Genomic DNA, 20,332 nt, shown 5'->3' on the forward strand with positions numbered 1-20,332 from the left:
GTTTGACTTTGTTTGCTATTATTTTATTTAGTCGCAATCCAAAACGACATAAAATAACCCCAAGGACTCTTGGGGGGTGAACCCTTGAACAATCTCTCCATCAGGTGTACCTAGACCACTACCTATAGTACATGACAACTCAATGGTGGCATCGAAAAGAAACAAAAATTTGATGAAACGCACAGCTAGGGTTTACCTGAATGATTTGAATGTGGGTAAGTTAGAAATTGTGCGCGAATTTTTGACTCAATGCCACGATGTTATGCAGTATTTTGTTGACTTGTTTTGGCAACGTCAAGATTTTTCCGGGAAACTGGCTGACTTACCAACAGTTCACGCCCGCCAAGAAAAAGTTTGGCATCACCACCCGTTTGGGGCAAGCCCTTGCCAAACAAGCAAGTGAGTGTGTTTCTTCTGGACACAAAAAACAGAGAAAACGGAAACCTCAACTTAAACGGCACACAGTTACCTTATTTTACCACTTCGTCACCCTCTCTCCCTTTAAAAAGAAGGGCTTTGATTGGTGTGTCAAACTGATTGGTTCGGGAGCGCCCAAGTTAGTTATCCCCCTCAAGTCCACCTCAGTCATCAATCAACGGTTAGCTCAGGGATGGCAACTCTCTAAAACGATCCGCCTGGGGTTGAAGAAAGGGCGATTGTGGATTGATTTTATCTTTGAGAAAGTTAGACCTCCCTTGAAAACATCAGGTCAGGTAGTGGGGATGGATTCCAACTACAAAAACGGCGTCGTCTTCAGTGACTCCCAGGTAGTTGGAGAAGATATTTATCAACGAATTCAGGGGTTTAAAAAGCGTCAGAAGCATACCCACGCCGAAATAAAATCTCGGTTGGGTCATGCCCTGAAAAGTGTTGATTGGTCTTCAATAAAAGTTCTCAGTATTGAGGACTTGAAGTTGGTTAAACAGGGAAAACGAGGGACGTTCTCTCGCTTGTTTAACAGGCGGCTGTCTCATTGGCTATATAGGACTTTGGTGCAATTTTTGGAGAGAAAGTGCGAAGAGGAGGGGATTCAGCTAGTGGTGAAAGACCCCTTTAAGACTTCGCAGTTCTGTTCAAGCTGCAACAGATGGGATAGACGAAACCGAAAAGGTGACTCGTTTAAGTGTGTTCATTGTGGCTACCAATCTCATGCTGACCACAATGCGGCACACAACTTGGAGCTTTTAGGTGTGGCGGGAGTTTATGGTCTCCGTTCCTACTTAAGTTCAAAATGTCAAAGTTTTGGATAACCATGAACCGATTCCTCGTTATTTTTATGGTTCAATCTATATTTTAATGAGTTCGGTGCTAATCGATAATGTCAACAACTATCCTTTTGACATCCTTTCAAACCTGGTTACCTGATCACAAATCCAATGCGTCCGATGATTTACTGCTGAAAATCCAACAAGAGAGTAACCCGTTTCCGGAACAAGCCATATCCTTGGCGTATCTGAGACAGCTACCCGTTGACGTATTTCCAGCCAGTGATTTAGCGATCGCGGAAATTGAACACCTGCAACCGGATGTGGTAATCTGTTGCGGCATGGCTGAATCCCGTTCCCGATTAACCGTAGAAGCTGGGGCAACGCCTCTATACCTTGTTGCTCAAGTCTATTGGTTGGTTTATTATATAGTTCTTCAGAAAATCTTCAGCTTTAAAGGGTTGTCCTATTATCTTTCCGCCTTCCTTGGCAATAAGATAAACATCCAGACTCACTTCCTCAACACCTCTGTAGACTTAGAGGAACTATTACAGGGATTAACCGAAACTGAGATTAGTTACGACGCGGGTAAATTTGTCTGTGAAGGACTCTATTATCAAGTATTAAGCTATTTGCGCGATTATTCCCCGACAACTGGTTGTATCTTTGTCCACGTTCCCCTACTAACGCCCGAAAACCTATCCACAATTTTGACAGACTTTCGCCTAATTATTTCCAGAATAGCAGTTTGGGCAATGATTCAACGCCAAAACCAAATAAGACAGACAACTACTGCTGCTTAGAGACAAAGACAACATAGATTCCTTCTCGTTTCAATAGAGGGCGATCCGAGCAAAAGGAAAAACTGACTAATTTTGTTAACTCGCCCTCATCTTCAATTAACCGTGATTTTTCGATAATCATTTATAATCATCCCCTGTAGGGGCGAGTCGCCGGACTAGCGTTAAAGGGAAAACCGATTAATTTTGTTGACTCGCCCTCATCTTGAGTTAATACCAAATCCGGGTTGACTACCCCCTTATCCAGTCCGCGCAGGCAAACTTTTTTGTGTAGCAGCGATTTTAATCGCTAGGGCAAAAAAGGCTTACTGTCTGTGAGATTGAGCCCCAGGTGGGCGACTTTGGCGAAAACTGATAATTAACAAGCAGATAATCCCTAGATTAATAAAAACATCAGCAAAATTAAACACTGGAAAAGGGACGAGTTGAATATGCCGAAAATTGACTAATACAGGGAACTTGACGATCGGAAACTCCAGAAAATCAACCACACAGGTTAACTGTTTTCCATTAACGATACAATCATTAAAAAATCGGTCAATTCCATTGCCTAATGCACCCCCTAAAATAAACCCGTAGCCTAACTGCTCAATAGGTTTCAGCCGGGAACCAAACCATGCCAACCCCATTAAACCCAGACTCACTGCCAGTGATAGCCAGCGCAGCCAAACTCCGCCCTTACTAAACAGACTAAATGCGGCTCCGGTATTCGTCACATACGTTAAGTTAAAAATACCGGGAATCAGAGGCAAAGTTTCGGATAATGCAAAATTTTGTACCACTAAATATTTAGTCAGTTGATCCAAAATTAAACTAACAGCGGCAATTATCCAGAAGTAACGATTTTTTCTAAAAGGCATAGTCAATTGGTTGACATCGAATATTACCACTGTGACATCCTCCTACACTAAATGCTTGGCATTATAGTGTAGGTACGATTCAATGAGTTGATACAACCGCTTCTAAACCCAACAGATTCATCAACCGTTCAATGTCAAAATGTTCTGTCATAAGCTGTTGGACGCATTGTGCTTTTATGGATTCGCGCAGGCGTACTTGACCAAAAGCGCGATCGATAATTTCTACAGTGGTGAGGGTATCGAGATCCACCGATAAAATGGGGATTTCCAATTCTTCAGCACGGTTGACAATTAACGGTTGGGGTGGTAGTTGACCTGTTAAAATCAGACAGTGGGTTGAAGTTTCCAGTGCTGCCATTTGGATATCCGTGCGATCGCCTCCGGTAACCACTGCCATGTGCTTGCCTTTGCGGAAGTATTTTAGGGCAGAGTTGACATTCATCGCGCCAATGGTCAAACTTTGAACCAATAAATCTATCCGATCCGGACGGCAAAGCACTTGAGCATCCAGTTGATGAATCAATTCTCGCACCGTAACGCTGCGAAGTAAGTCATTTTGGGGTAACATCCCCAATACAGGAATACCTTGTGCCTCTAGAAAGGGTTGGACAGTGGATTGAACGATTTCCAGTTGATCAGCCGGAATCGCATTAATCACAATTCCCCGTAAGCGATCGCCAAGTTGGTGTTTGGCAGATAGCAGCGTTTCCACCAGTAACACCGAATGAAAACGGCTGACTAATACAATTGAAGCCTCTATTTCCTGAGCAATGTTCAGCAACGAGAGGTCAAATAGATTGCCTTCAAAAAGCGTACTCGGTCCTTCGAGTACCATTAAATCGCCAATCGGAGGCTGGAGATAGGACTTCAGCGATTGACGGTAATTGGTAGAATCCTCACCGCGTAAGCGTTTTTGCATCGTCTGATCATCCAGACAGACTAAAGGCGATCGCACCTGCTTTTCTGGTAAGTTAAGGATTTCTGGAATAAACTGCACATCATCGCCGTCCCAATCTAGTTGATTGGCATGTCCAGCGCTGCCTAAGAGCTTACCATAACCAATATCCAGTCCCTTGCTTTTGAGCTGATGGGCGATGCCCAGAATAATGGCAGACTTGCCACTATACGCTTCAGTTGATCCAATTAGTAAATAATTCACGGATTTTGTCACCCCTAATTTCACTCCTCCGTTCAAAATGCCACTTGAGTTTACTCGTCACGTAGTAGTTTTCGATAAAATGTCTGGGAAAAATCGGTCAAGCGGGTGCGCTTGAAATTCAAAATGACTTCGATTAAGTAATTAATAAATTCAGAATTTGCCAAAGTTACCTCATAACTGAGTTCCGCATTCCCATCAAACTGTAATCGGCATCGGGTGAGTTCCGAAGGTAGCTTAGAGACAAACCAGGTTGCCACAAAGGGAATGCTCTCACCGCCTTCAATACGGCGACTCCCTTCTAAGGAACCCTGTTGATACAGACTAATCGCCAGGGGGAGGGCATTGCGTTTAGCGCCTTGATAGTAAGGCATGTAGACACCGACGGCGCCTTTATCGGCTGGCTGAAGTTTCTCGATTGACATAGCTGACTAACGTCTTGTTCCGGTATGGAGAATGTCATGCACTCTCGTTAGAGGTTAATAAATTATAGGAAACCGATGCGGTTGAACTAGATAGATCTCTCCACCAATTGTTTACTCTACCTCGATCTTAGGCGTTTTTGGTTCCTGTATGCTAATTTCTAATGAAGCATTTATACTAAAACTGCAATTAGCCATGAGTGAGACAATCTTTAGCAAGATTATCCGTCGGGAAATCCCGGCTGACATTGTTTATGAGGATGATCTAGTCCTAGCTTTCAAGGATATTACGCCCAAAGCCCCCGTTCATATTCTGCTCATTCCCAAAAAACCGATTCCCCAGCTAGCGGCGGCTGAGTCCCAAGATCATGCCCTTATGGGACATCTGCTGTTAACTGCTAAGCGAGTGGCTGAACAAGTGGGTTTGAATCAAGGGTATCGAGTGGTGATCAACAATGGGGCTGATGGCGGTCAAACCGTGGATCATCTACATTTACACATTTTAGGTGGACGCCAGATGCAGTGGCCCCCCGGTTAAAAGTTGAGGTGTGGGGGGCACAGGTGCACAGGGGCAGGGATATAATTCCTTCAAGATTATTTGAATAACTTGACCGATTTATCGCTTACTCTGCCCTTTATTCCGTTAGTAGTAGAGCCAGAGTTCGAGTTAGTCGTGACGAACAAATATAGCGGTTCTCCAGTAGGGGCACCATCCTTGCGCCCGATTTAACCGTAAAATCTATTGTGCCAAAGTCTTTAACGGTGAGTGGTGCGTTACGCTTCACTCTCCTCACCCTACAGATTTACCTGAAGCGCTGTCAAGCTAAGCTTTGAAGATAGTTACCACATCGGCTTCGGGTTGGAATCAGCGAATTCCAGTACCATATCCTAATATGAATGTCACTGACTGGTATGTTGGTGGGCAGTGCCCACCCTACGGTATATCCAAGGTTTCGGCGCTCCCAAACTGCACGCTTTTCAGTGCTATTCAACCTAATATGGGCTTACTGTGTAATAAACCCCCCTTGGATTATGCGCCTTAGCCTAGAACCCTTTACTGTTCACAAGCGATTCCCCTTAACCATTAGTCGCGGTACAACCTCCCAAAGCACCAATATCTGGGTGCGGCTAGAACATCAGGGGATAGAGGGTTGGGGCGAAGCCTCTCCCTTTGCGATCGCGACTCCATCCCATCCCTTAACTAAACCTCCACAAACCACTCAGATGCTGTTAACCGCACTTGAGTTACTTATACCCATATTAGAAGCATATACACCCTGGGAACGCCAGAAAATCGAACGAGTCTTGGCAGAAACTGATGCACCATCAGCGGCTAGGGCGGCGATTGATATAGCATTACAGGATTGGTTAGGAAAACACTTGGGTGTTCCCTTATGGAAATTATGGGGATGCAATCGCCACCGAATTGTGCCAATTTCCGCCACGGTAGGAATTAGTACACCTGAAGCCGCAAAACAACGAGTGCGAGATTGGATACCGATCACTGGGGGTAATGTACTTAAAATTAAACTCGGTTCCCCTGACGGAATTGAAGCCGATCGCGAAATGCTATTAGCCATCCGAGACGTCGCCCCCCAAGCCCAGCTAACCGTTGATGCGAATGGTGGTTGGAGTTTAGACGAAGCGGTAAAAATGTGCGACTGGTTAGCCCCACAAGGTGTCAAATACGTCGAACAACCCCTTAGAGCCGGACAAGAGGCGGATTTACCTCACCTGTATTCGCGATCGCCTTTGCCTATTTTTGTCGATGAAAGCTGCTTTACCAGTGGGGATATTCCTCCCCTGGCTGATTGCATTCATGGGATTAATATCAAACTAATGAAATCCGGTGGATTAACCGAAGCCTTGCGGATGGTACATACTGCCAAAGCCTATGGATTACAGGTGATGTATGGCTGCTATTCCGATAGTACCCTCGCCAATACCGCCGCGTCTCACTTATCCTCTTTCGCCGATTATCTGGATTTAGATAGCCATTTGAACTTAGCAGACGATCCCTTTACCGGGGCGACGCTTCAAGATGGACGATTGATACCAAATAATTTATCAGGATTGGGAGTGCAACGCCATGTATCTGACGAGTGATCAGCCTGTTGCTATTTTATTACATGAAGGGATTCGCGGCGATCAGGGGAAAACCGGATTAACGCTGCTACGATATAGCGAAGCAACTGTCGTGGCGCTGATTGATAAGGATTGTGCTGGAGAATCTTTATCTGAATTAACTGGAATTAACTGTAATGCGCCGATTGTGGATTCAGTGAGTTCCGCCCTCGCCTACAATCCCACGATTTTAGCGATTGGAATTGCCCCATCGGGGGGACGATTGCCAGAGGTTTGGTGGCAAGAAGTTAAGCAGGGAATAGCGGCGGGACTTTCAATTTATAACGGTTTGCATACGCCAATGGCATCTGATCCAGAGTTACAATAATTACTCAAACCCAATCAACAAATTTGGGATATTCGCCAGGAACCCAAGGGTTTGGGGATTGGTAAAGCCCAAGCGCGATCGCTGTCTTGTCAACGGATTTTAACCGTGGGTACGGATATGGGTGTGGGGAAGATGTCTACCAGTATTGAGTTTCATCGCGCCGCTTGTCGAAAGGGAATTAAGTCTAAGTTTTTGGCAACCGGTCAAGCGGGGTTAATGATTGCTGGGGATGGTATTCCTTTAGATGCAATTCGGGTTGATTTTGCGGCGGGTGCGGTTGAACAAATGGTGATGAAATTTGGCAAGGATTATGAGTTGTTAATGATAGAAGGACAGGGTTCACTGATTCATCCTGGTTCTACGGCAACCTTACCCTTAATTCGAGGCACACAACCCACAGGTTTAATATTAGTTCATCGCGCTGGACAACGGCATATTCGCCATTACCCGGATGTGCTGATTCCACCGTTACCAGAGGTTATTCGACTGTATGAAACCGTGGCTAGGGCGGGAGGGGCATTTGCACCGGTGTCAGTGGTGGCAATAGCCTTGAATACGGGGCATTTGAGAGAGGGGGAAGCAAAAGACGCGATCGCGCAGGTTCAGGATGAGACGGGTTTACCTTGTACGGATGTGGTGCGGTTTGGGGCAGATTTGTTGGTCGATGCTGTAATGGAAACGTTATAATATTTTCCCTATTTGATGGATTAGAGTTACATCCTCCAAACCGTAGGAGCGCACGCTCCGTGCGCCCTATTGCCAACGTGCGCCCATCAAATCGTCAAATCTATTCCACTATTTTAGATGTGTTAGTTTGGTCGGCAATTTAGGGCATTAAAATGTCCGATGTGTCGGCGTTGGAATTATGTTTTTTTAACGCAGAGGGCGCAGAGGGTAGCGCAGAGGTACGCAGAGGAATTGAAGGTATTTGAGGGGAAATTGTTGAGATTTGGAGAAGTAAGCGGAAATGATAAGATAGGTTGTCTATCTGTTCAATTTTTGCTCATAGGTGCTGACGCAGATGCTTGACGAAGGCGCATTTCTTCCTTAATTGCTAAAGACTGCTGATGGTATGCTATTGCCTGTTGGTATTCCCCTAGGGAATCGTAAGCATTGCCCAAATTATGCAGAGAACAAGCAATGCCATGGCGAGCCCCAATTTCTTCTTGAATCACTAAAGACTGCTGACAGTATTTTATTGCCTGTTGGTATTCCCCTAGGTAATTGTAAGCATTGCCCAAATTATTCAGAGAATTAGCAATGCCATGGCGATTACCGATTTCTTCACATATTGCTAAAGAATCTTGATAGTATGCTATTGCCCCTTGGTATTCCCCTATGGAACAGTAAACATTGCCCAAACCTATCAGAGAACTAGCAATTCCACAGTGATCGCTTATTTGTTCAAATATTACTAAAGACTGCTGACAGTGTTTTATTGCCTGTTGGTATTCTCCCAAAGAAAGGTAAGCACTGCCCAAATTATGCAGAGAAGTAGCAATGCCATGGCGATTACCGATTTCTTCACATATTGCCAAAGACTCTTGATAGTATTCTATTGCCTGTTGGTATTCTCCCAAGGAAAGGTAAGCATTACCTAAATTACCCAGAGGAGTAGCAATACTATTGCGATCACCGATTTTTTTATATATGGCTAAAGAGTCTTGATAGTATTCTATTGCCTGTTGGTATTCTCCTAAGCGAAGGTAAGCATTACCCAAACCTACCCGAGAATCAGCAATACCATTGCGCTCGTCGATTTCTTCATATATGGCTAAAGAGTCTTGATAGTGTGCTATTGCTCCTTGGTATTCCCCTAGGGAACAGTAAACATTACCCAAACCTATCAGAGAACTAGCAATCCCACAGTGATCGCTTATTTCTTCAAATATTACTAAAGACTGCTGATAGTATTCTATTGCCTGTCGGTATTCCCCTAGGGAACAGTAAGCATTGCCCAAAGATGTGAGAGATGCGGTAAATTGCCACTCTGACTGACTGCGATTCCACTCTTTCACGAACTGCTCATACAGTTCAACCTGAATGTGGTTATACCCACGCAATGTTAAAAACTCATCGCAGTAGTCCAGAATGTTAAAGGCTGGAATATACTGTTTAAGTTCACACCAGTGATAGAATATTTCCAGATATTCGGCTACATCCTCTATTGTGCCCCAAGGAGGTTGTTTAAGATTTAAAAGATAATAGTTTATCGCCCGTTGATGCGCCTGGGTTAAATCTCCCCCTTTGTATTTCGCATATTCCTGAATCAACGGCTGAAACTTAAACCACCGCCCTCCATCTTTATCTCTCTCTTCCTGTAATAGAGAACGCCTAACCAACTGACGCAAATCTTGTTCAATGCTTTTGATATCAGGTTCTTCTTTTTGAGAAAAACCTAACCCCCCCCAACCCCCCTTCCCTGCCAGGGAAGGGAGGAGAATTCGTATAAATGTTGCTTCTAATATTGCTCCCCTCTCCCACCCCCCTTTCAAAGGGGGGCAAGGGGGGATGGAGAGGGGTTGGGGGAGAGGTTATTTGCACCAACGCCATCGCTGAATTAAAAGGAATCCGATAAACACATACCCCCAATACCAATTGCTGCATTCTCTGACTAATCTGCCCAAAACTCTCATTTAACACCCGCCGCATCCAGATATCGACTGTACCCCGATGCAATCCGGTTAAATTATCACCCCTTAACAAATGGGATATATCCGCCAACTCATAGCGCTGCAAATACCGAATCTGGGGATCGAATTCTTCCTCTTCTAATAAAAACCCAGCCACCAGCTTTAATAATAATGGATGTCCCTCTACCTTCTGGGAAAACTCGACTAATTCCTCCTCTATTCCCCGAATTCCCAACGCCTGCAATAACGTCGCCCCTTCCAAAGGTTCTAATCCCGGTAAGGATAACCATTGACATCGAATCGGTGGCAAATCCAACCGTTCCCGCGTTGTTACCAACACCACACTTTTCCCGCCACATTCCAACCAGCCATAGAAAAATTGCCGATAGGATTCATCGCGAATAGAGGTATTCTTGTTATCCCCACCATCAGATTGCAACAGAGTTTCCAAATTATCCATCACCAGCAAATACCGCCCCTGACGCAGATGATTTACCAATACATTCCCCAGGGATTGTTCGGGTATCGCCTCGATGGTTTCCGGAGATACTCCAAATTTCAATAAGACGCGCCGCGCTAACTCGGTAAACCCAATCCGGCTAATATCAGCCCAAACTTTATCGTCAAATTCTGTACTATCCTCGTCGTAAACCTTCGCCGCCAGCGTCGATTTTCCTAACCCACCGATACCCGTAATTCCAATTAACCGAGTATTCCCATCCGCCATCCAATCCCCAATGGTTTGGCGTTCTAAGTTTCGCCCTTGCCAATTATCGGTACTGGGGCGAATTTCATCTAAATTGGGTGGGGTGCTGCGCTGATTTTCTACCAGTAGTCAGTAGTTGTTTGTGGTATCTCTCCCGCCAATTCGCCCAATGGAGTCGGCTTTAATATCGCTAATAATATCCCCTGTGGTGTCAGCTTTCACTTCAACCGTGCGGCTGCTGCGATCGCTCTTTTTACTCACAGTCCGCTGATCGGCTATACTACTTATATTCACAACCTGTCCTGCCAGACGTTGCACCTCTTGGGCAAAGGCGGTATCTTGGTTCATCACCGCTTGCAAATACTCCGTCACCCGTGCTAAGTCGGGTTGAGAACCCTTTTGGGCGGCTGCGATCGCGCGATTTGCATCAGGATTGCTTGACAATCTGCGCTTTATGGTATCTCGCAGTTTAACAATTGCGCCTTCTGTTGCCTTGCCTACCCCGGTTTCGATAACCGCACCACATAAGATTTTGGCAGCTTCTACGGCGATTAATTCTGGTATCATAGCTGACGCAGCGAATGATAATTGTGTCTATTCTATCCCACCATTTTAGCTGTACCAGTCCTGTACTCGTAAAAAATTGACTGACTGGAAAAAGCAAATAGGTATTTTTTATGAATATCAATTTCTTGTTTCATATTTTTTCTCTTGAATAACTTAAAAAGCTGTCTCGTCAAAGAAGAGACAGCTTTATCGACGTACAATCCAACTGAGTGTAGGGGCAATTCATGAATTGCCCCTACACCATCAGCGATTAGTAATCGAAATCGCCCATACCAGCACCAGCGCCAGCACCAGCACCTTCCTTGGGTTCAGGCTTGTCAACCACAATACATTCAGTGGTCAATACCATCCCCGCGATAGAGGCTGCATTTTGCAGGGCGGAACGAGTCACCTTGGCGGGATCAACGATACCGGCTTCAAACATGTCAACGAACTCATTCGTCGCTGCGTTATAGCCAACGTTAAAGTCTTTCTCTTTCACCCGCTCAGCGATAACCGCACCATTTTGACCCGCATTCTCAGCAATCCGCTTCAGGGGCGCGGCGAGCGCACGAGAAACAATCATTGCCCCAATCAAACCTTCACCGGTCAGGTTTTCATTTGCCCAAGATTCCAGGGTAGGAGTCAGATGAGCCAGAGTCGTACCACCACCGGGAACAATCCCTTCTTCTACCGCCGCCTTGGTCGCGTTAATCGCGTCTTCTAAGCGCAGCTTGCGGTCTTTCATTTCAGTTTCCGTAGCCGCCCCAACTTTTACCACCGCAACGCCACCGGACAGCTTCGCCAAACGCTCTTGCAGTTTCTCCTTGTCGTAGGAAGAATCAGATTCTTCAATCTGACGACGGATTTGTTCACAACGGGCTTTAACCGCCGCTTCGTTGCCTTCAGCCACAATCGTGGTATTGTCTTTGGTGATGTTGATGCGACGCGCTTTACCCAGCATATCTAGCTTGGTGTTTTCCAGCTTCAGACCCGCGTCTTCGGTGATCACTTGACCACCTGTCAATACCGCGATATCTTCCAGCATAGCTTTGCGGCGATCGCCAAAACCAGGAGCTTTAACCGCAGCGACGTTGAGCACACCGCGCAGACGGTTGACCACCAGAGTCGCCAGGGCTTCTTTTTCAATGTCTTCAGCCAAAATTAGCAGAGGACGACTCGAACGAGCAACTTGCTCTAGCACAGGTACTATGTCCTGAACCAGGGTAATTTTCTTATCGGTAATCAGGATGAAGGGTTCTTCCAGAATCGCTTCCATCCGCTCCATATCGGTGGCGAAGTAGGGCGAGATGTAGCCCTTGTCAAAGCGCATCCCTTCGGTGATTTCTAATTCAGTGGTCATAGATTTCCCTTCTTCGAGGGAAATCACGCCTTCTTTGCCCACCTTATCCATTGCTTGGGCAATCATCGAGCCAACTTCTTCGTCGTTACCGGCAGAGATGGAACCGACTTGAGCAATGGCTTTAGAATCTTCAACAGGACGGGAATTTTCGGCAATCTTGTCCACCAAGAAAGTAATGGCTTTGTCAATCCCCCGCTTCAGGGCGATGGCATTCGCACCAGCCGCAACATTCCGCAATCCTTCTTTGACCATGGCATGAGCCAGCACGGTAGCGGTTGTAGTACCGTCACCCGCCGCATCATTAGTCTTAGACGCAGCTTGACGAATCAGGGCGACACCCGTGTTTTCTACGTGGTCTTCTAATTCGATTTCTTTAGCAATGGTCACTCCGTCATTGACAATTTGAGGAGCGCCAAATTTTTTCTCTAGAACCACGTTGCGACCTTTTGGACCGAGGGTAACGGCAACGGCTTCTGCCAGAATATCCATACCCTTTTCCAGGGCGCGACGAGCATTTTCGTTGTAAATGATGCGCTTAGCCATAGATTTCAGTGATGTTGAGTCTGAGAATTGAACGGTGAATTATTAGAAATTGAGATGAGTTCATCATTCAGGAGAATTGCCAGATCCCTGGCTTAGTGTACTCCTGAACGTTTAGGGATCACGACTAGGAAACGACGGCGAGGATGTCTTTTTCTGAAAGTAGAACATACTCCTCGTTGCCTAGTTTGATATCAGTACCGGCATACTTAGAGTAGAGAACTTTGTCGCCAATTTTGACTTCCAGTTCCGAGCGAGAGCCATCATCGTTGCGCTTGCCAGGACCTGTCGCGACAATTTCCCCGATTTGAGGCTTCTCTTTCGCGTTGTCGGGTAACAGGATGCCACCTGCAGTTTTCTCTTCAGCGGCACTGACCTTGACAAAAACGCGATCGCCTAATGGCTTGACTGTAGAAACACTCAGAGATACGGCTGCCATTGAATTCCCTCCTAATTTGCGTGGTTTAGTCTCACTTCGCACTTTCTGCTGTTGAGTGATTAGCACTCTCTGCTTCTGAGTGCTAATTTACTCAACTAAGGCATCAAAGTGCAATCAATGTCCGGGTACGGGTTCCCGAACTAAAGGATGGGTGGTGAAGTAGGGGTGTTGGGTGAGGGGTAGGGCGAGTTTGGCAAAAAAGTTAGGTAAAACAATTAGTGTTTGTCCCTAAACCCGCCCCGGAAAGACGAATAATGGCACGTCTGGAACACTTAAAACTCAAGACCTGTAGTGACGCGCTACCCTACAGGATAATGGGAATTTTTAGGGGGTAAGACAGATTACGATGAATACAGCATCAGACAAAACACTGTTGGCAAAAAATGTACATAGCCTAGGACTCAATCAAATTCAACGCCATATTTTGCTGTGCGCTGACCAGACTAAACCGAAGTGCTGCTCTAAACAAGCGGGTCTTGATTCCTGGGACTACTTAAAAACCCGTCTAAAACAGCTCAAGCTGGATCAACCCACTCAGGAGCGACAAAGCTGCGTCTTTCGTACCAAAGCCAACTGTCTGCGCGTCTGTGCTAGCGGTCCAATTCTGGTGGTTTACCCTGATGGCGTTTGGTATCGTAACGCGACGCCAGAGGTCATCGAACGGATTATCCAAGAGCATCTTATTGGCAACAAGATTGTCGAAGACTATGCTTTTTTAATTCATCCTCTTCCAGAAACGGATCAATCTCCTATCTCAGAACCTGCAGGAGTTAAAAGAGCCGACAGTCAATTTAAACCGCAGATAACTCCCGCAAAAGTCGCCCGTGTAGATCAACCCAAAAGTCCTTGGACCCAGATTTTCCAGCGCTTCTGGAGGAGCTAAGTAGGTGGGAAAAATTAAACTTAACGGCTCTTCTCACCCTGACTACTGGAGAGCCTTTAGTTTTCTGGTTCAGTAGACTAAAATAGGACGTAAACTACCCGCCTACTAACCGAATCGAGCGGTCTAGCGGGGGTCTCCACGGGGGGAGAAAATGAAAGAAAACGGTATCAGAACTAACAAGCAACTGCTGCTGATTGACGATGACCCTAATCTAATTTTGCTCGTTAAGGACTACCTAGAGTTTCGCGGGTACAAAGTGATCACGGCGGAAAATGGTCGAGAGGCGCTGGATGTTTTAGAGCAAGATATTCCAGACATGATCATTTGTGATGTGATGATGCCAGAGATGGATGGCTATGCTCTGGTTGAGTATGTTCGGCAAGATCCGCGCATGAACTGGGTTCCCGTGCTATTTCTCTCTGCCAAAGGACAAAGCCATGATCGGGTAAAGGGACTCAACACCGGCGCCGATGTTTACATGGTCAAACCATTTGAGCCAGAAGAATTGGTCGCTCAAGTTGAATCTTCTCTGAGACAGGCTAGCCGCTTAACGACTCGCTCCCCGACACCTGCAGGAGAGCCGCCATCTACCATTAAAGTTCCCGCCCATGTGGAATTGACACCAACTGAACTGAAGGTTGTACAGTTTGTGGCACGGGGGTTGGCAAATCGGGAAATTGCTAAGGAGCTTAATGTGAGTCAGCGCACGATTGAAAGCCATGTTTCTAATATGCTGAGCAAAACTGGATTGCATAACCGTACCGAATTAGCTCGTTGGGCAATTGAAACTTGTCAGGCTTAGGGGTCATTGTTTTATGTCATTCGTCATTCGCCAAAAACTTCCATACCTGAGTCAGGGCGGGTTGAGTCTCATCTAGGTGAGGTAATAAACGATAATGGTGAAAAGAGCCCCGACACAAGCGCCATGCCCGACTAGCAAGGGCGTTGGGTCAAAACGAGAAACTCAAAATTCTAAACTATTCCCTGTTCCATCTTGTGATTCATAGTTCGTTACAATTGAGAGGACACGACGCACTATGCATCAAGGACGAAGGACAAAGGACAAATGACCGATGGCTGAACTTCCTCAAACCTTAGACGAAGCGATCGCTCAAGCTCGCGAAGCGACACAAGCTGCTCTCAATGATGGATATACTCGCCTGCAAGTCGAGTTAGTTTTTCCAGAGATTGCCTTGCAAGCCCAATCCCTTGCATGGCAATTTACCCCTATCTTTGAACAGTATGGTTCGGGGCTAAAGGTTCTCTTTCCTGATACTGGGGCTGCTGCACTCGCCCGTCGAGACTGGGGAGAAACACCGTTTAAAGTGACAGACATTGGCACAAGTCGCTCCCCTGTCGAAAGTAGAATTCAGCCAGAGGATGAGGCGTTTTTGATTGTTGCTCCCTCGGCGGTGGAAGTGACTCAAGTGGAAAAAATCTGCAATTTGGCTGGCGATCGCCCCTGCGTTTTACTCATTCCCCAGCTTGAAGATCTCAAAGTGGTTGGTATTGGCTACGCCGCACGTCAACTCCGTGAACGGTTTCTCAGCACCCTAACCTCTTGTTACTACGTCCAACCTCTTGATGGGGCGGCTCTTTTGCGGGTTTATCCGGGAATGTGGCAAATCTTGCTGGAAGGGGAAAATGCCTATCAGCTTATTGCTGAAGAACCGCAAAAACCTGTAGGAGATGCCTTAGAATTGATTATTGCCAAAGTAACGGGTAGCACTGACTCAGAAGAAGTGTCTGCGCCCAAAAAAACCGGGTTTCTCTCTACACTACAGAGCTTTTTAGATGCATTAAGTCGTTAATCAAAAATCTAAACACTAAACTTCAAAACCACAGGATATACAGCGTCTTTTTCCCAAAAATGTTGAAAAAGCGTCATTTATGATATGATTCTACACTTCAATATGTCAATGGGATAATTGAAATTGAATAGAAAATTCCGATAGAGGGTGCAAAAACCAACCGTAAATCTTCCCTGGAACATGTCCAATGAATCCTTCTTGTGAGGAGAATGAGCCAAACCTATTCCATAGGGAAGCATCTCTCCAAGCCTTCTTCGATCTTTCTCCTGATTTGTTGTGTACCCGTGATAGTAACGGGTATTTTAGAGAACTCAACTCCGTTTGGGAAAAGACTCTAGGCTGGACGTTGGATGAACTGCGATCGCGTCCTTGGTTAGAGTTTGTTCATCCTGATGATGTGGCATTTACTTTTGATATGGAGAATCAATGTTACACTCTCCAGGATAATACAACCCCGATACGCCTTAAACATCGCTTTCGTTGTCGAGACGGAAGCTATCGTTGGCTGTCTTGGCGTTTGGGAGCCTACCAAAATAGTGTCAGCTATGGCATTGCCCAAGATGTCACCGAAAGCAATTGGCGAGGTAGTCAGGCTTATCGTAAAGGAGTACAGGAAACCGTTAAACTACGGGATCAAGCGATCGCGGCGAGTAGTGTTGGCATTGTCATTGCTGATGCGCGTTTGCCGGATATGCCCCTTATCTATGTTAATCCTGCCTTTGAGAAAATAACGGGTTACTCTGCCGCTGAAGTCTTGGGTTACAATTGCCGTTTCTTGCAAGGAAAAGATACTAATCAGCCTGCTGTGACTCAACTTCGTGCTGCGATAAAAGCTGGACAACATTGCACCGTTACCTTACTCAATTACCGGAAAGATGGAACACCATTCTGGAATGAATTGACAATTTCGCCCATTCATGATGATAGAAATAATCTGACTCATTTCGTTGGAATTCAATCGGATATTAGCGATCGCATCAAAGCTGAACAAGCTCTGCGCTTAGAACAACAAAAGTCAGAACGGTTATTGCTAAACATTTTACCCAAGACTATTGTTGAGCAATTAAAACAATTTGAGGGAACTTTAGCACAACAATTTACTGAAGCCACTATCTTATTTGCCGATATTGTCGGTTTTACTCACTTTGCGGCTCAAATATCTCCCTTAGAACTGCTTAATCTATTAAATCAGATTTTTTCTGTTTTTGATCAATTAGCCGAAAAACATGGCATTGAGAAAATCAAAACGATTGGCGATGCTTATATGGCTGTGGCGGGTTTACCTGTAGTGAATGATCTCCATGCCGAGGCAATTGCTCAAATGGCATTGGATATGCAACAAGCCATTCAACAGTTTAAAACACCACAAGGGGAACCCTTCCAAATTCGCATTGGCATTAATACGGGACTTGTGGTAGCTGGTGTAATTGGGATTAAAAAGTTTAGTTATGATCTTTGGGGAGATGCGGTTAATGTGGCGTCTCGCATGGAATCATCTGGACTTCCGGGGAAAATTCAAGTGACGGCGGCGACAAAAAAGCGTTTGCAGGATCAGTATGTATTTGAAGAACGGGGTGCGATCGCGGTTAAGGGAAAAGGGAAAATGACCAGCTATTGGCTGATCGGGAAGCAGGGATTGTAGAGACGTTGCATGCAACGTCTCTACGTCGGGGCGGCTTAAATTACACCTTAGTAGGGGATTAGCTATCTCTTGGAGCCAATCTACTCTACAATTTACCGTAAATGCCCAATCCTAAATCGAGGAGACTCATCTCCTAATCAAACAACGGTAAACGCACTATGGCAAAAATCAAAATCCTGCAAGAAGGTCAGTCTTACACCTTTCGGTCTTACTTCGAGTTACCCTATGAAGCTGATGACATTCTAGCTGAGTTTAATTATTCACTGATTAAATCCCGCCTATCTCTGCCTAAAACAACTAAGCAGCTAGATCGACTGCCAGAACTCAAGCAAAGAATAGAAGACATTTTACCCTTTATCAGTTTGAGTAATGAGACGGCAAGAAGAGAAACACTCGTATCTCCAGTTATGTTGGAGGTAGTTTGTTATTGCCAATGCAAAATTAGAATTGAATATCCTTTAACTATCAACAACTGGCTCAAGGGCAATCTTGATTATCTATTGCAGTCAACCAACAATTTACTGGTCATTGAAGCCAAAAATGATGACCTCACTAGAGGATTTACTCAGTTAGCGGTTGAGTTAATTGCCCTATCACATATTGAGGAACAAAATGTGTTATACGGAGCCGTAACAATGGGTGATATTTGGAGGTTTGGTAAACTGGAACGCAGTCAACAACAGATTCATCAAGATATCAATTTGTTTAAAGTACCTGATGATTTGGATCATTTAGTCAGAATCCTGCTAGGAATTTTGGAGGGAGAGTGAGAGCGATCGCACTTGTTATTATAGTCAATTGACCGGACTTGATATTACCTGTTATTTACAACACCAACACGCAGGACAATCCGTTTATACTTCTGGGCATCGTAAGGCATACCTGTATGTATGACTTGAGAGTTATCCCAAAACAAAATATATCCAGGTTGCCAAACATGGGCGTAAATTGGCGTACAGTCCAAAATGTCTGAAACAACTCCTAGTCTAGTCTAGGGGGAAGGTGCAAAAGGTAACTCTAGTTGTTTAACATAAACGCGATCGCACCGCTTTGTCTCTACCCCTGTGGTTTGCTGATAGCCGCTATTTTCATAAAGCTGGATGGCTTCTTGGAGAGCGCTGGCGGTTTCAATCCAAATTTTTTGGAAACCCCGGTTGGCAATTGTTTGTTCAAGCTGTTGCAATAAAAATTTACCGAGCCCTTCACCTCGAACCTCTGGAAGCAGGTACATTTTGCGGATCTCTACAGCGTTTTCGCCGCGTTCGACAGGATAATACGCCGACGTTCCCACAACTTTACCAAGGTATTCTATCACCCAAAACTCTCCCCCAACCTTTTGATAGAAGGTTTCGACGTCAACCACATCACGATCAGCTCCCCTAGGTTCCCAGGTTAAGCCGTATTCTGACAAGACGGAACCAATCACCTCAGCGGCGGTGACGCGATCGCGTGGTTCCCAGTCCCGAATTAAAAAGTCACGGTAATAGGTTTTCATCGTATACGAAATCAAGGCTATCGAGCTTTATTATCGTCTTTGGTTGCCTCTCGATCAACTCTCAGGCACAGGGCTACAGTTATAAGTACCTGGACATAAATTCTGGTAAGCTGTATAAGAAATGTTAACAAGCATCAAATTTTTACTGTTTCCTGTTCCCCAATCTCAACGGTTTTACACTAAATTAATAAACAATAAACAATAAACCATAAAACCTAAAATCCCAATAATGCTCGACCTCTGGGATATTGCCGCGATCGATCAACATGCTCACAACCTACTGCACCCCTCGGCTATAGATCGTTATCCTTATACGGCTGCTTTTACTGAAGGGTATCATCCTCATATTATTAATCATCATGCCCGTTATAGCCTGTTCTACCGACGCAGTTTACGGGATATTGCTCAACTTTTGGATTGCGAACCAACAGAAGCCGCAATTCTGGAACATCGCAGGCAACTGGGGTTAGAAAAACTTACTCAGAAATGTTTTCATACATCTAACCTTCAGGCAATTTTTCTCGATGATGGCTTTTTAGCCGATGATATTCTGCCCCTCGAATGGCATCAGCAATTTGTTCCGGTAAAGCGTATTCTACGATTGGAATATCTAGCCTAAAATATGATTATAGAGGCGGACAATTTTAACATATTTATGGAACATTTCCATAGTCAGCTTGATCCACCACCTGCTGGAGTTGTAGGATTCAAAAGTGTTGCCGCTTACCGAACCGGTTTAGATATTCAATGGACACCCAAGGAGTTTGCTGAGCAACGATTCTATGAGATCAAGCAAACAAATGCCAGTCAATCATTGCGCCTATCAGACAAGCCCTTCATTGATTTTTTAATCACCCAAGCCCTAGAAATTGCTGCAAAATACCAGTTGCCTATACAATTTCATACGGGTTTTGGTGACCCGGATTTGGATCTGCGATTGAGTAATCCTCTGTATCTGCGATCGCTCCTCGAAGATAAACGCTTTGAAAACGTCCCCATTGTCCTACTGCACGCGGCTTATCCCTATAGTCAGGAGGCTGGATATTTAGCATCAGTTTATCCTCAAGTCTATTTAGATTTTGGATTAGCTGTACCGTTTTTGAGTGGTGCTGGAATGCGTGGAACGCTTCAGCAACTGTTAGAACTGACGCCAACCAGTAAATTGATGTATTCCTCCGACGCCCACAATATCCCCGAACTGTACTATTTGGGGGCAAAATGGGGGCGAGAGGTGCTAAGTCAGGTGTTAGATGGAGCGATTCATGATGGTGATTTGACCGCCAAGGAAGCTGAATCAGTTGCTTGTGCGATTCTCTGTGAAAACACCCGCCAACTTTATTTAAAAGAATAATAATTAAATGTTACAACATTTTAAGAGG

The 20,332-nt window shown here is 45.2% G+C and carries 20 protein-coding genes and 2 pseudogenes; 11 read left to right on the top strand and 11 right to left on the bottom strand.

All coding sequences use genetic code 11. The features are described from left to right. Positions 1-257 precede the first annotated feature (257 nt). Together RLO19_RS16230 and RLO19_RS16235 are read left to right on the top strand one after the other, a co-directional pair. A complete protein-coding gene (locus RLO19_RS16230; RefSeq protein WP_446358008.1) occupies positions 258-1,250 on the top strand; it encodes a zinc ribbon domain-containing protein in 993 nt (330 codons plus the stop codon). A 68-nt stretch (positions 1,251-1,318) separates the two neighbouring features. After that, entirely contained in the window at positions 1,319-2,008 is a 690-nt protein-coding gene (locus RLO19_RS16235; protein ID WP_446358009.1) for a peptidase C15, read from the top strand. Here RLO19_RS16235 and RLO19_RS16240 read toward each other — a convergent pair. The 4 genes from RLO19_RS16240 to ebsA all read right to left on the bottom strand — a co-directional run bounded on the left by RLO19_RS16240 (position 1,995) and on the right by ebsA (position 4,446). Further along, the gene (locus RLO19_RS16240; RefSeq protein WP_446358011.1) at positions 1,995-2,129 is read right to left on the bottom strand and encodes a hypothetical protein; all 135 of its coding nucleotides are present in this window, start codon (positions 2,127-2,129) and stop codon (positions 1,995-1,997) included. The two genes, RLO19_RS16235 and RLO19_RS16240, sit on opposite strands and share 14 nt — an antisense overlap. Before the next feature lie 181 nt (positions 2,130-2,310). After that, positions 2,311-2,865 (bottom strand): signal peptidase II, encoded by a 555-nt coding sequence (lspA, locus tag RLO19_RS16245; protein ID WP_446358012.1) that lies wholly within the window; start codon positions 2,863-2,865, stop codon positions 2,311-2,313. Positions 2,866-2,944: 79 nt separating this feature from the next. After that, positions 2,945-4,036 carry a phosphotransacetylase family protein gene (locus RLO19_RS16250; RefSeq protein ID WP_446358013.1) on the bottom strand — a complete coding sequence of 364 codons (1,092 nt, stop codon included), beginning with the start codon at positions 4,034-4,036 and terminating at the stop codon, positions 2,945-2,947. A 38-nt stretch (positions 4,037-4,074) separates the two neighbouring features. Continuing rightward, positions 4,075-4,446, bottom strand: coding sequence for a type IV pilus biogenesis protein EbsA (ebsA, locus tag RLO19_RS16255; protein ID WP_446358015.1), 372 nt, complete (start codon positions 4,444-4,446; stop codon positions 4,075-4,077). A 193-nt stretch (positions 4,447-4,639) separates the two neighbouring features. Here ebsA and RLO19_RS16260 point away from each other — a divergent pair, with 193 nt between their 5' ends. From RLO19_RS16260 to RLO19_RS16270, 3 genes and pseudogenes are all read left to right on the top strand, one after another. Further along, positions 4,640-4,981 carry a histidine triad nucleotide-binding protein gene (locus RLO19_RS16260; RefSeq protein ID WP_446358017.1) on the top strand — a complete coding sequence of 114 codons (342 nt, stop codon included), beginning with the start codon at positions 4,640-4,642 and terminating at the stop codon, positions 4,979-4,981. 494 nt (positions 4,982-5,475) lie between these two features. Continuing rightward, positions 5,476-6,549, top strand: a complete 1,074-nt coding sequence (locus tag RLO19_RS16265; RefSeq protein WP_446358019.1) for a dipeptide epimerase — start codon at positions 5,476-5,478, stop codon at positions 6,547-6,549. Beyond that, positions 6,533-7,582: pseudogene (locus RLO19_RS16270) on the top strand (DUF1611 domain-containing protein). Before RLO19_RS16265 ends, RLO19_RS16270 begins: the two are co-directional and overlap by 17 nt. A gap of 305 nt (positions 7,583-7,887) precedes the next feature. On the opposite strand, the gene RLO19_RS16275 reads toward RLO19_RS16270, so the two are convergent. The 5 genes from RLO19_RS16275 to groES form a co-directional block, all read right to left on the bottom strand. Further along, the gene (locus tag RLO19_RS16275; RefSeq protein WP_446358021.1) at positions 7,888-9,246 is read right to left on the bottom strand and encodes a tetratricopeptide repeat protein; all 1,359 of its coding nucleotides are present in this window, start codon (positions 9,244-9,246) and stop codon (positions 7,888-7,890) included. A gap of 22 nt (positions 9,247-9,268) precedes the next feature. Further along, positions 9,269-10,255 (bottom strand): NB-ARC domain-containing protein, encoded by a 987-nt coding sequence (locus RLO19_RS16280; RefSeq protein ID WP_446358023.1) that lies wholly within the window; start codon positions 10,253-10,255, stop codon positions 9,269-9,271. A 108-nt stretch (positions 10,256-10,363) separates the two neighbouring features. Then, positions 10,364-10,801: a hypothetical protein gene (locus tag RLO19_RS16285; protein WP_446358025.1), complete on the bottom strand. Its 438-nt coding sequence runs from the start codon at positions 10,799-10,801 to the stop codon at positions 10,364-10,366. 250 nt (positions 10,802-11,051) lie between these two features. Further along, on the bottom strand, positions 11,052-12,686 hold the full coding sequence (gene groL, locus RLO19_RS16290; RefSeq protein ID WP_446358027.1) for a chaperonin GroEL: 1,635 nt from the start codon (positions 12,684-12,686) through the stop codon (positions 11,052-11,054). Between the two features lie 124 nt (positions 12,687-12,810). After that, positions 12,811-13,122 (bottom strand): co-chaperone GroES, encoded by a 312-nt coding sequence (gene groES / locus RLO19_RS16295; RefSeq protein WP_446339129.1) that lies wholly within the window; start codon positions 13,120-13,122, stop codon positions 12,811-12,813. Between the two features lie 346 nt (positions 13,123-13,468). Here groES and RLO19_RS16300 point away from each other — a divergent pair, with 346 nt between their 5' ends. The 5 genes from RLO19_RS16300 to RLO19_RS16320 all read left to right on the top strand — a co-directional run bounded on the left by RLO19_RS16300 (position 13,469) and on the right by RLO19_RS16320 (position 18,228). Beyond that, the gene (locus tag RLO19_RS16300) at positions 13,469-14,005 is read left to right on the top strand and encodes a (2Fe-2S) ferredoxin domain-containing protein (protein WP_446358029.1); all 537 of its coding nucleotides are present in this window, start codon (positions 13,469-13,471) and stop codon (positions 14,003-14,005) included. Between the two features lie 151 nt (positions 14,006-14,156). Continuing rightward, on the top strand, positions 14,157-14,807 hold the full coding sequence (locus tag RLO19_RS16305) for a response regulator transcription factor (protein ID WP_446358031.1): 651 nt from the start codon (positions 14,157-14,159) through the stop codon (positions 14,805-14,807). Positions 14,808-15,078: 271 nt separating this feature from the next. After that, positions 15,079-15,816, top strand: coding sequence for a DUF1995 family protein (locus RLO19_RS16310; RefSeq protein WP_446358033.1), 738 nt, complete (start codon positions 15,079-15,081; stop codon positions 15,814-15,816). Positions 15,817-16,003: 187 nt separating this feature from the next. Next, positions 16,004-17,458, top strand: a complete 1,455-nt coding sequence (locus RLO19_RS16315) for an adenylate/guanylate cyclase domain-containing protein (RefSeq protein ID WP_446358035.1) — start codon at positions 16,004-16,006, stop codon at positions 17,456-17,458. Positions 17,459-17,616: 158 nt separating this feature from the next. Continuing rightward, positions 17,617-18,228, top strand: coding sequence for a hypothetical protein (locus RLO19_RS16320; RefSeq protein WP_446358037.1), 612 nt, complete (start codon positions 17,617-17,619; stop codon positions 18,226-18,228). Between the two features lie 44 nt (positions 18,229-18,272). Here RLO19_RS16320 and RLO19_RS16325 read toward each other — a convergent pair whose 3' ends face one another. Further along, complete coding sequence (locus RLO19_RS16325; protein ID WP_446358038.1) at positions 18,273-18,422, bottom strand: TauD/TfdA family dioxygenase; 150 nt, start codon at positions 18,420-18,422, stop codon at positions 18,273-18,275. 27 nt (positions 18,423-18,449) lie between these two features. Next, a complete protein-coding gene (locus tag RLO19_RS16330; RefSeq protein WP_446358040.1) occupies positions 18,450-18,953 on the bottom strand; it encodes a GNAT family N-acetyltransferase in 504 nt (167 codons plus the stop codon). 229 nt (positions 18,954-19,182) lie between these two features. Between RLO19_RS16330 and RLO19_RS16335 the strand changes: the two are divergent. Continuing rightward, positions 19,183-20,304 (top strand): annotated as a pseudogene (locus RLO19_RS16335) (amidohydrolase family protein). The last annotated feature ends 28 nt before the right edge of the window (positions 20,305-20,332 follow it).

It is taken from the genome of Coleofasciculus sp. G2-EDA-02, from assembly GCF_040226375.1.
Taxonomy (GTDB): domain Bacteria; phylum Cyanobacteriota; class Cyanobacteriia; order Cyanobacteriales; family Coleofasciculaceae; genus Coleofasciculus.

What these genes read in the sequence shown, in the direction of transcription:
- RLO19_RS16320 (WP_446358037.1), top strand. Translation starts at nt 17,617, where the DNA reads ATGGCAAAAATCAAAATCCTGCAAGAAGGTCAGTCTTACACCTTTCGG.
- RLO19_RS16330 (WP_446358040.1), bottom strand. Translation starts at nt 18,953, where the DNA reads ATGAAAACCTATTACCGTGACTTTTTAATTCGGGACTGGGAACCACGC.
- RLO19_RS16300 (WP_446358029.1), top strand. Translation starts at nt 13,469, where the DNA reads ATGAATACAGCATCAGACAAAACACTGTTGGCAAAAAATGTACATAGC.
- ebsA (WP_446358015.1), bottom strand. Translation starts at nt 4,446, where the DNA reads ATGTCAATCGAGAAACTTCAGCCAGCCGATAAAGGCGCCGTCGGTGTC.
- RLO19_RS16235 (WP_446358009.1), top strand. Translation starts at nt 1,319, where the DNA reads ATGTCAACAACTATCCTTTTGACATCCTTTCAAACCTGGTTACCTGAT.
- RLO19_RS16280 (WP_446358023.1), bottom strand. Translation starts at nt 10,255, where the DNA reads ATGGCGGATGGGAATACTCGGTTAATTGGAATTACGGGTATCGGTGGG.
- groES (WP_446339129.1), bottom strand. Translation starts at nt 13,122, where the DNA reads ATGGCAGCCGTATCTCTGAGTGTTTCTACAGTCAAGCCATTAGGCGAT.
- RLO19_RS16240 (WP_446358011.1), bottom strand. Translation starts at nt 2,129, where the DNA reads ATGATTATCGAAAAATCACGGTTAATTGAAGATGAGGGCGAGTTAACA.
- groL (WP_446358027.1), bottom strand. Translation starts at nt 12,686, where the DNA reads ATGGCTAAGCGCATCATTTACAACGAAAATGCTCGTCGCGCCCTGGAA.
- RLO19_RS16305 (WP_446358031.1), top strand. Translation starts at nt 14,157, where the DNA reads ATGAAAGAAAACGGTATCAGAACTAACAAGCAACTGCTGCTGATTGAC.
- RLO19_RS16315 (WP_446358035.1), top strand. Translation starts at nt 16,004, where the DNA reads ATGAATCCTTCTTGTGAGGAGAATGAGCCAAACCTATTCCATAGGGAA.
- RLO19_RS16310 (WP_446358033.1), top strand. Translation starts at nt 15,079, where the DNA reads ATGGCTGAACTTCCTCAAACCTTAGACGAAGCGATCGCTCAAGCTCGC.
- RLO19_RS16285 (WP_446358025.1), bottom strand. Translation starts at nt 10,801, where the DNA reads ATGATACCAGAATTAATCGCCGTAGAAGCTGCCAAAATCTTATGTGGT.
- RLO19_RS16265 (WP_446358019.1), top strand. Translation starts at nt 5,476, where the DNA reads ATGCGCCTTAGCCTAGAACCCTTTACTGTTCACAAGCGATTCCCCTTA.
- RLO19_RS16230 (WP_446358008.1), top strand. Translation starts at nt 258, where the DNA reads ATGTTATGCAGTATTTTGTTGACTTGTTTTGGCAACGTCAAGATTTTT.
- RLO19_RS16260 (WP_446358017.1), top strand. Translation starts at nt 4,640, where the DNA reads ATGAGTGAGACAATCTTTAGCAAGATTATCCGTCGGGAAATCCCGGCT.
- lspA (WP_446358012.1), bottom strand. Translation starts at nt 2,865, where the DNA reads ATGCCTTTTAGAAAAAATCGTTACTTCTGGATAATTGCCGCTGTTAGT.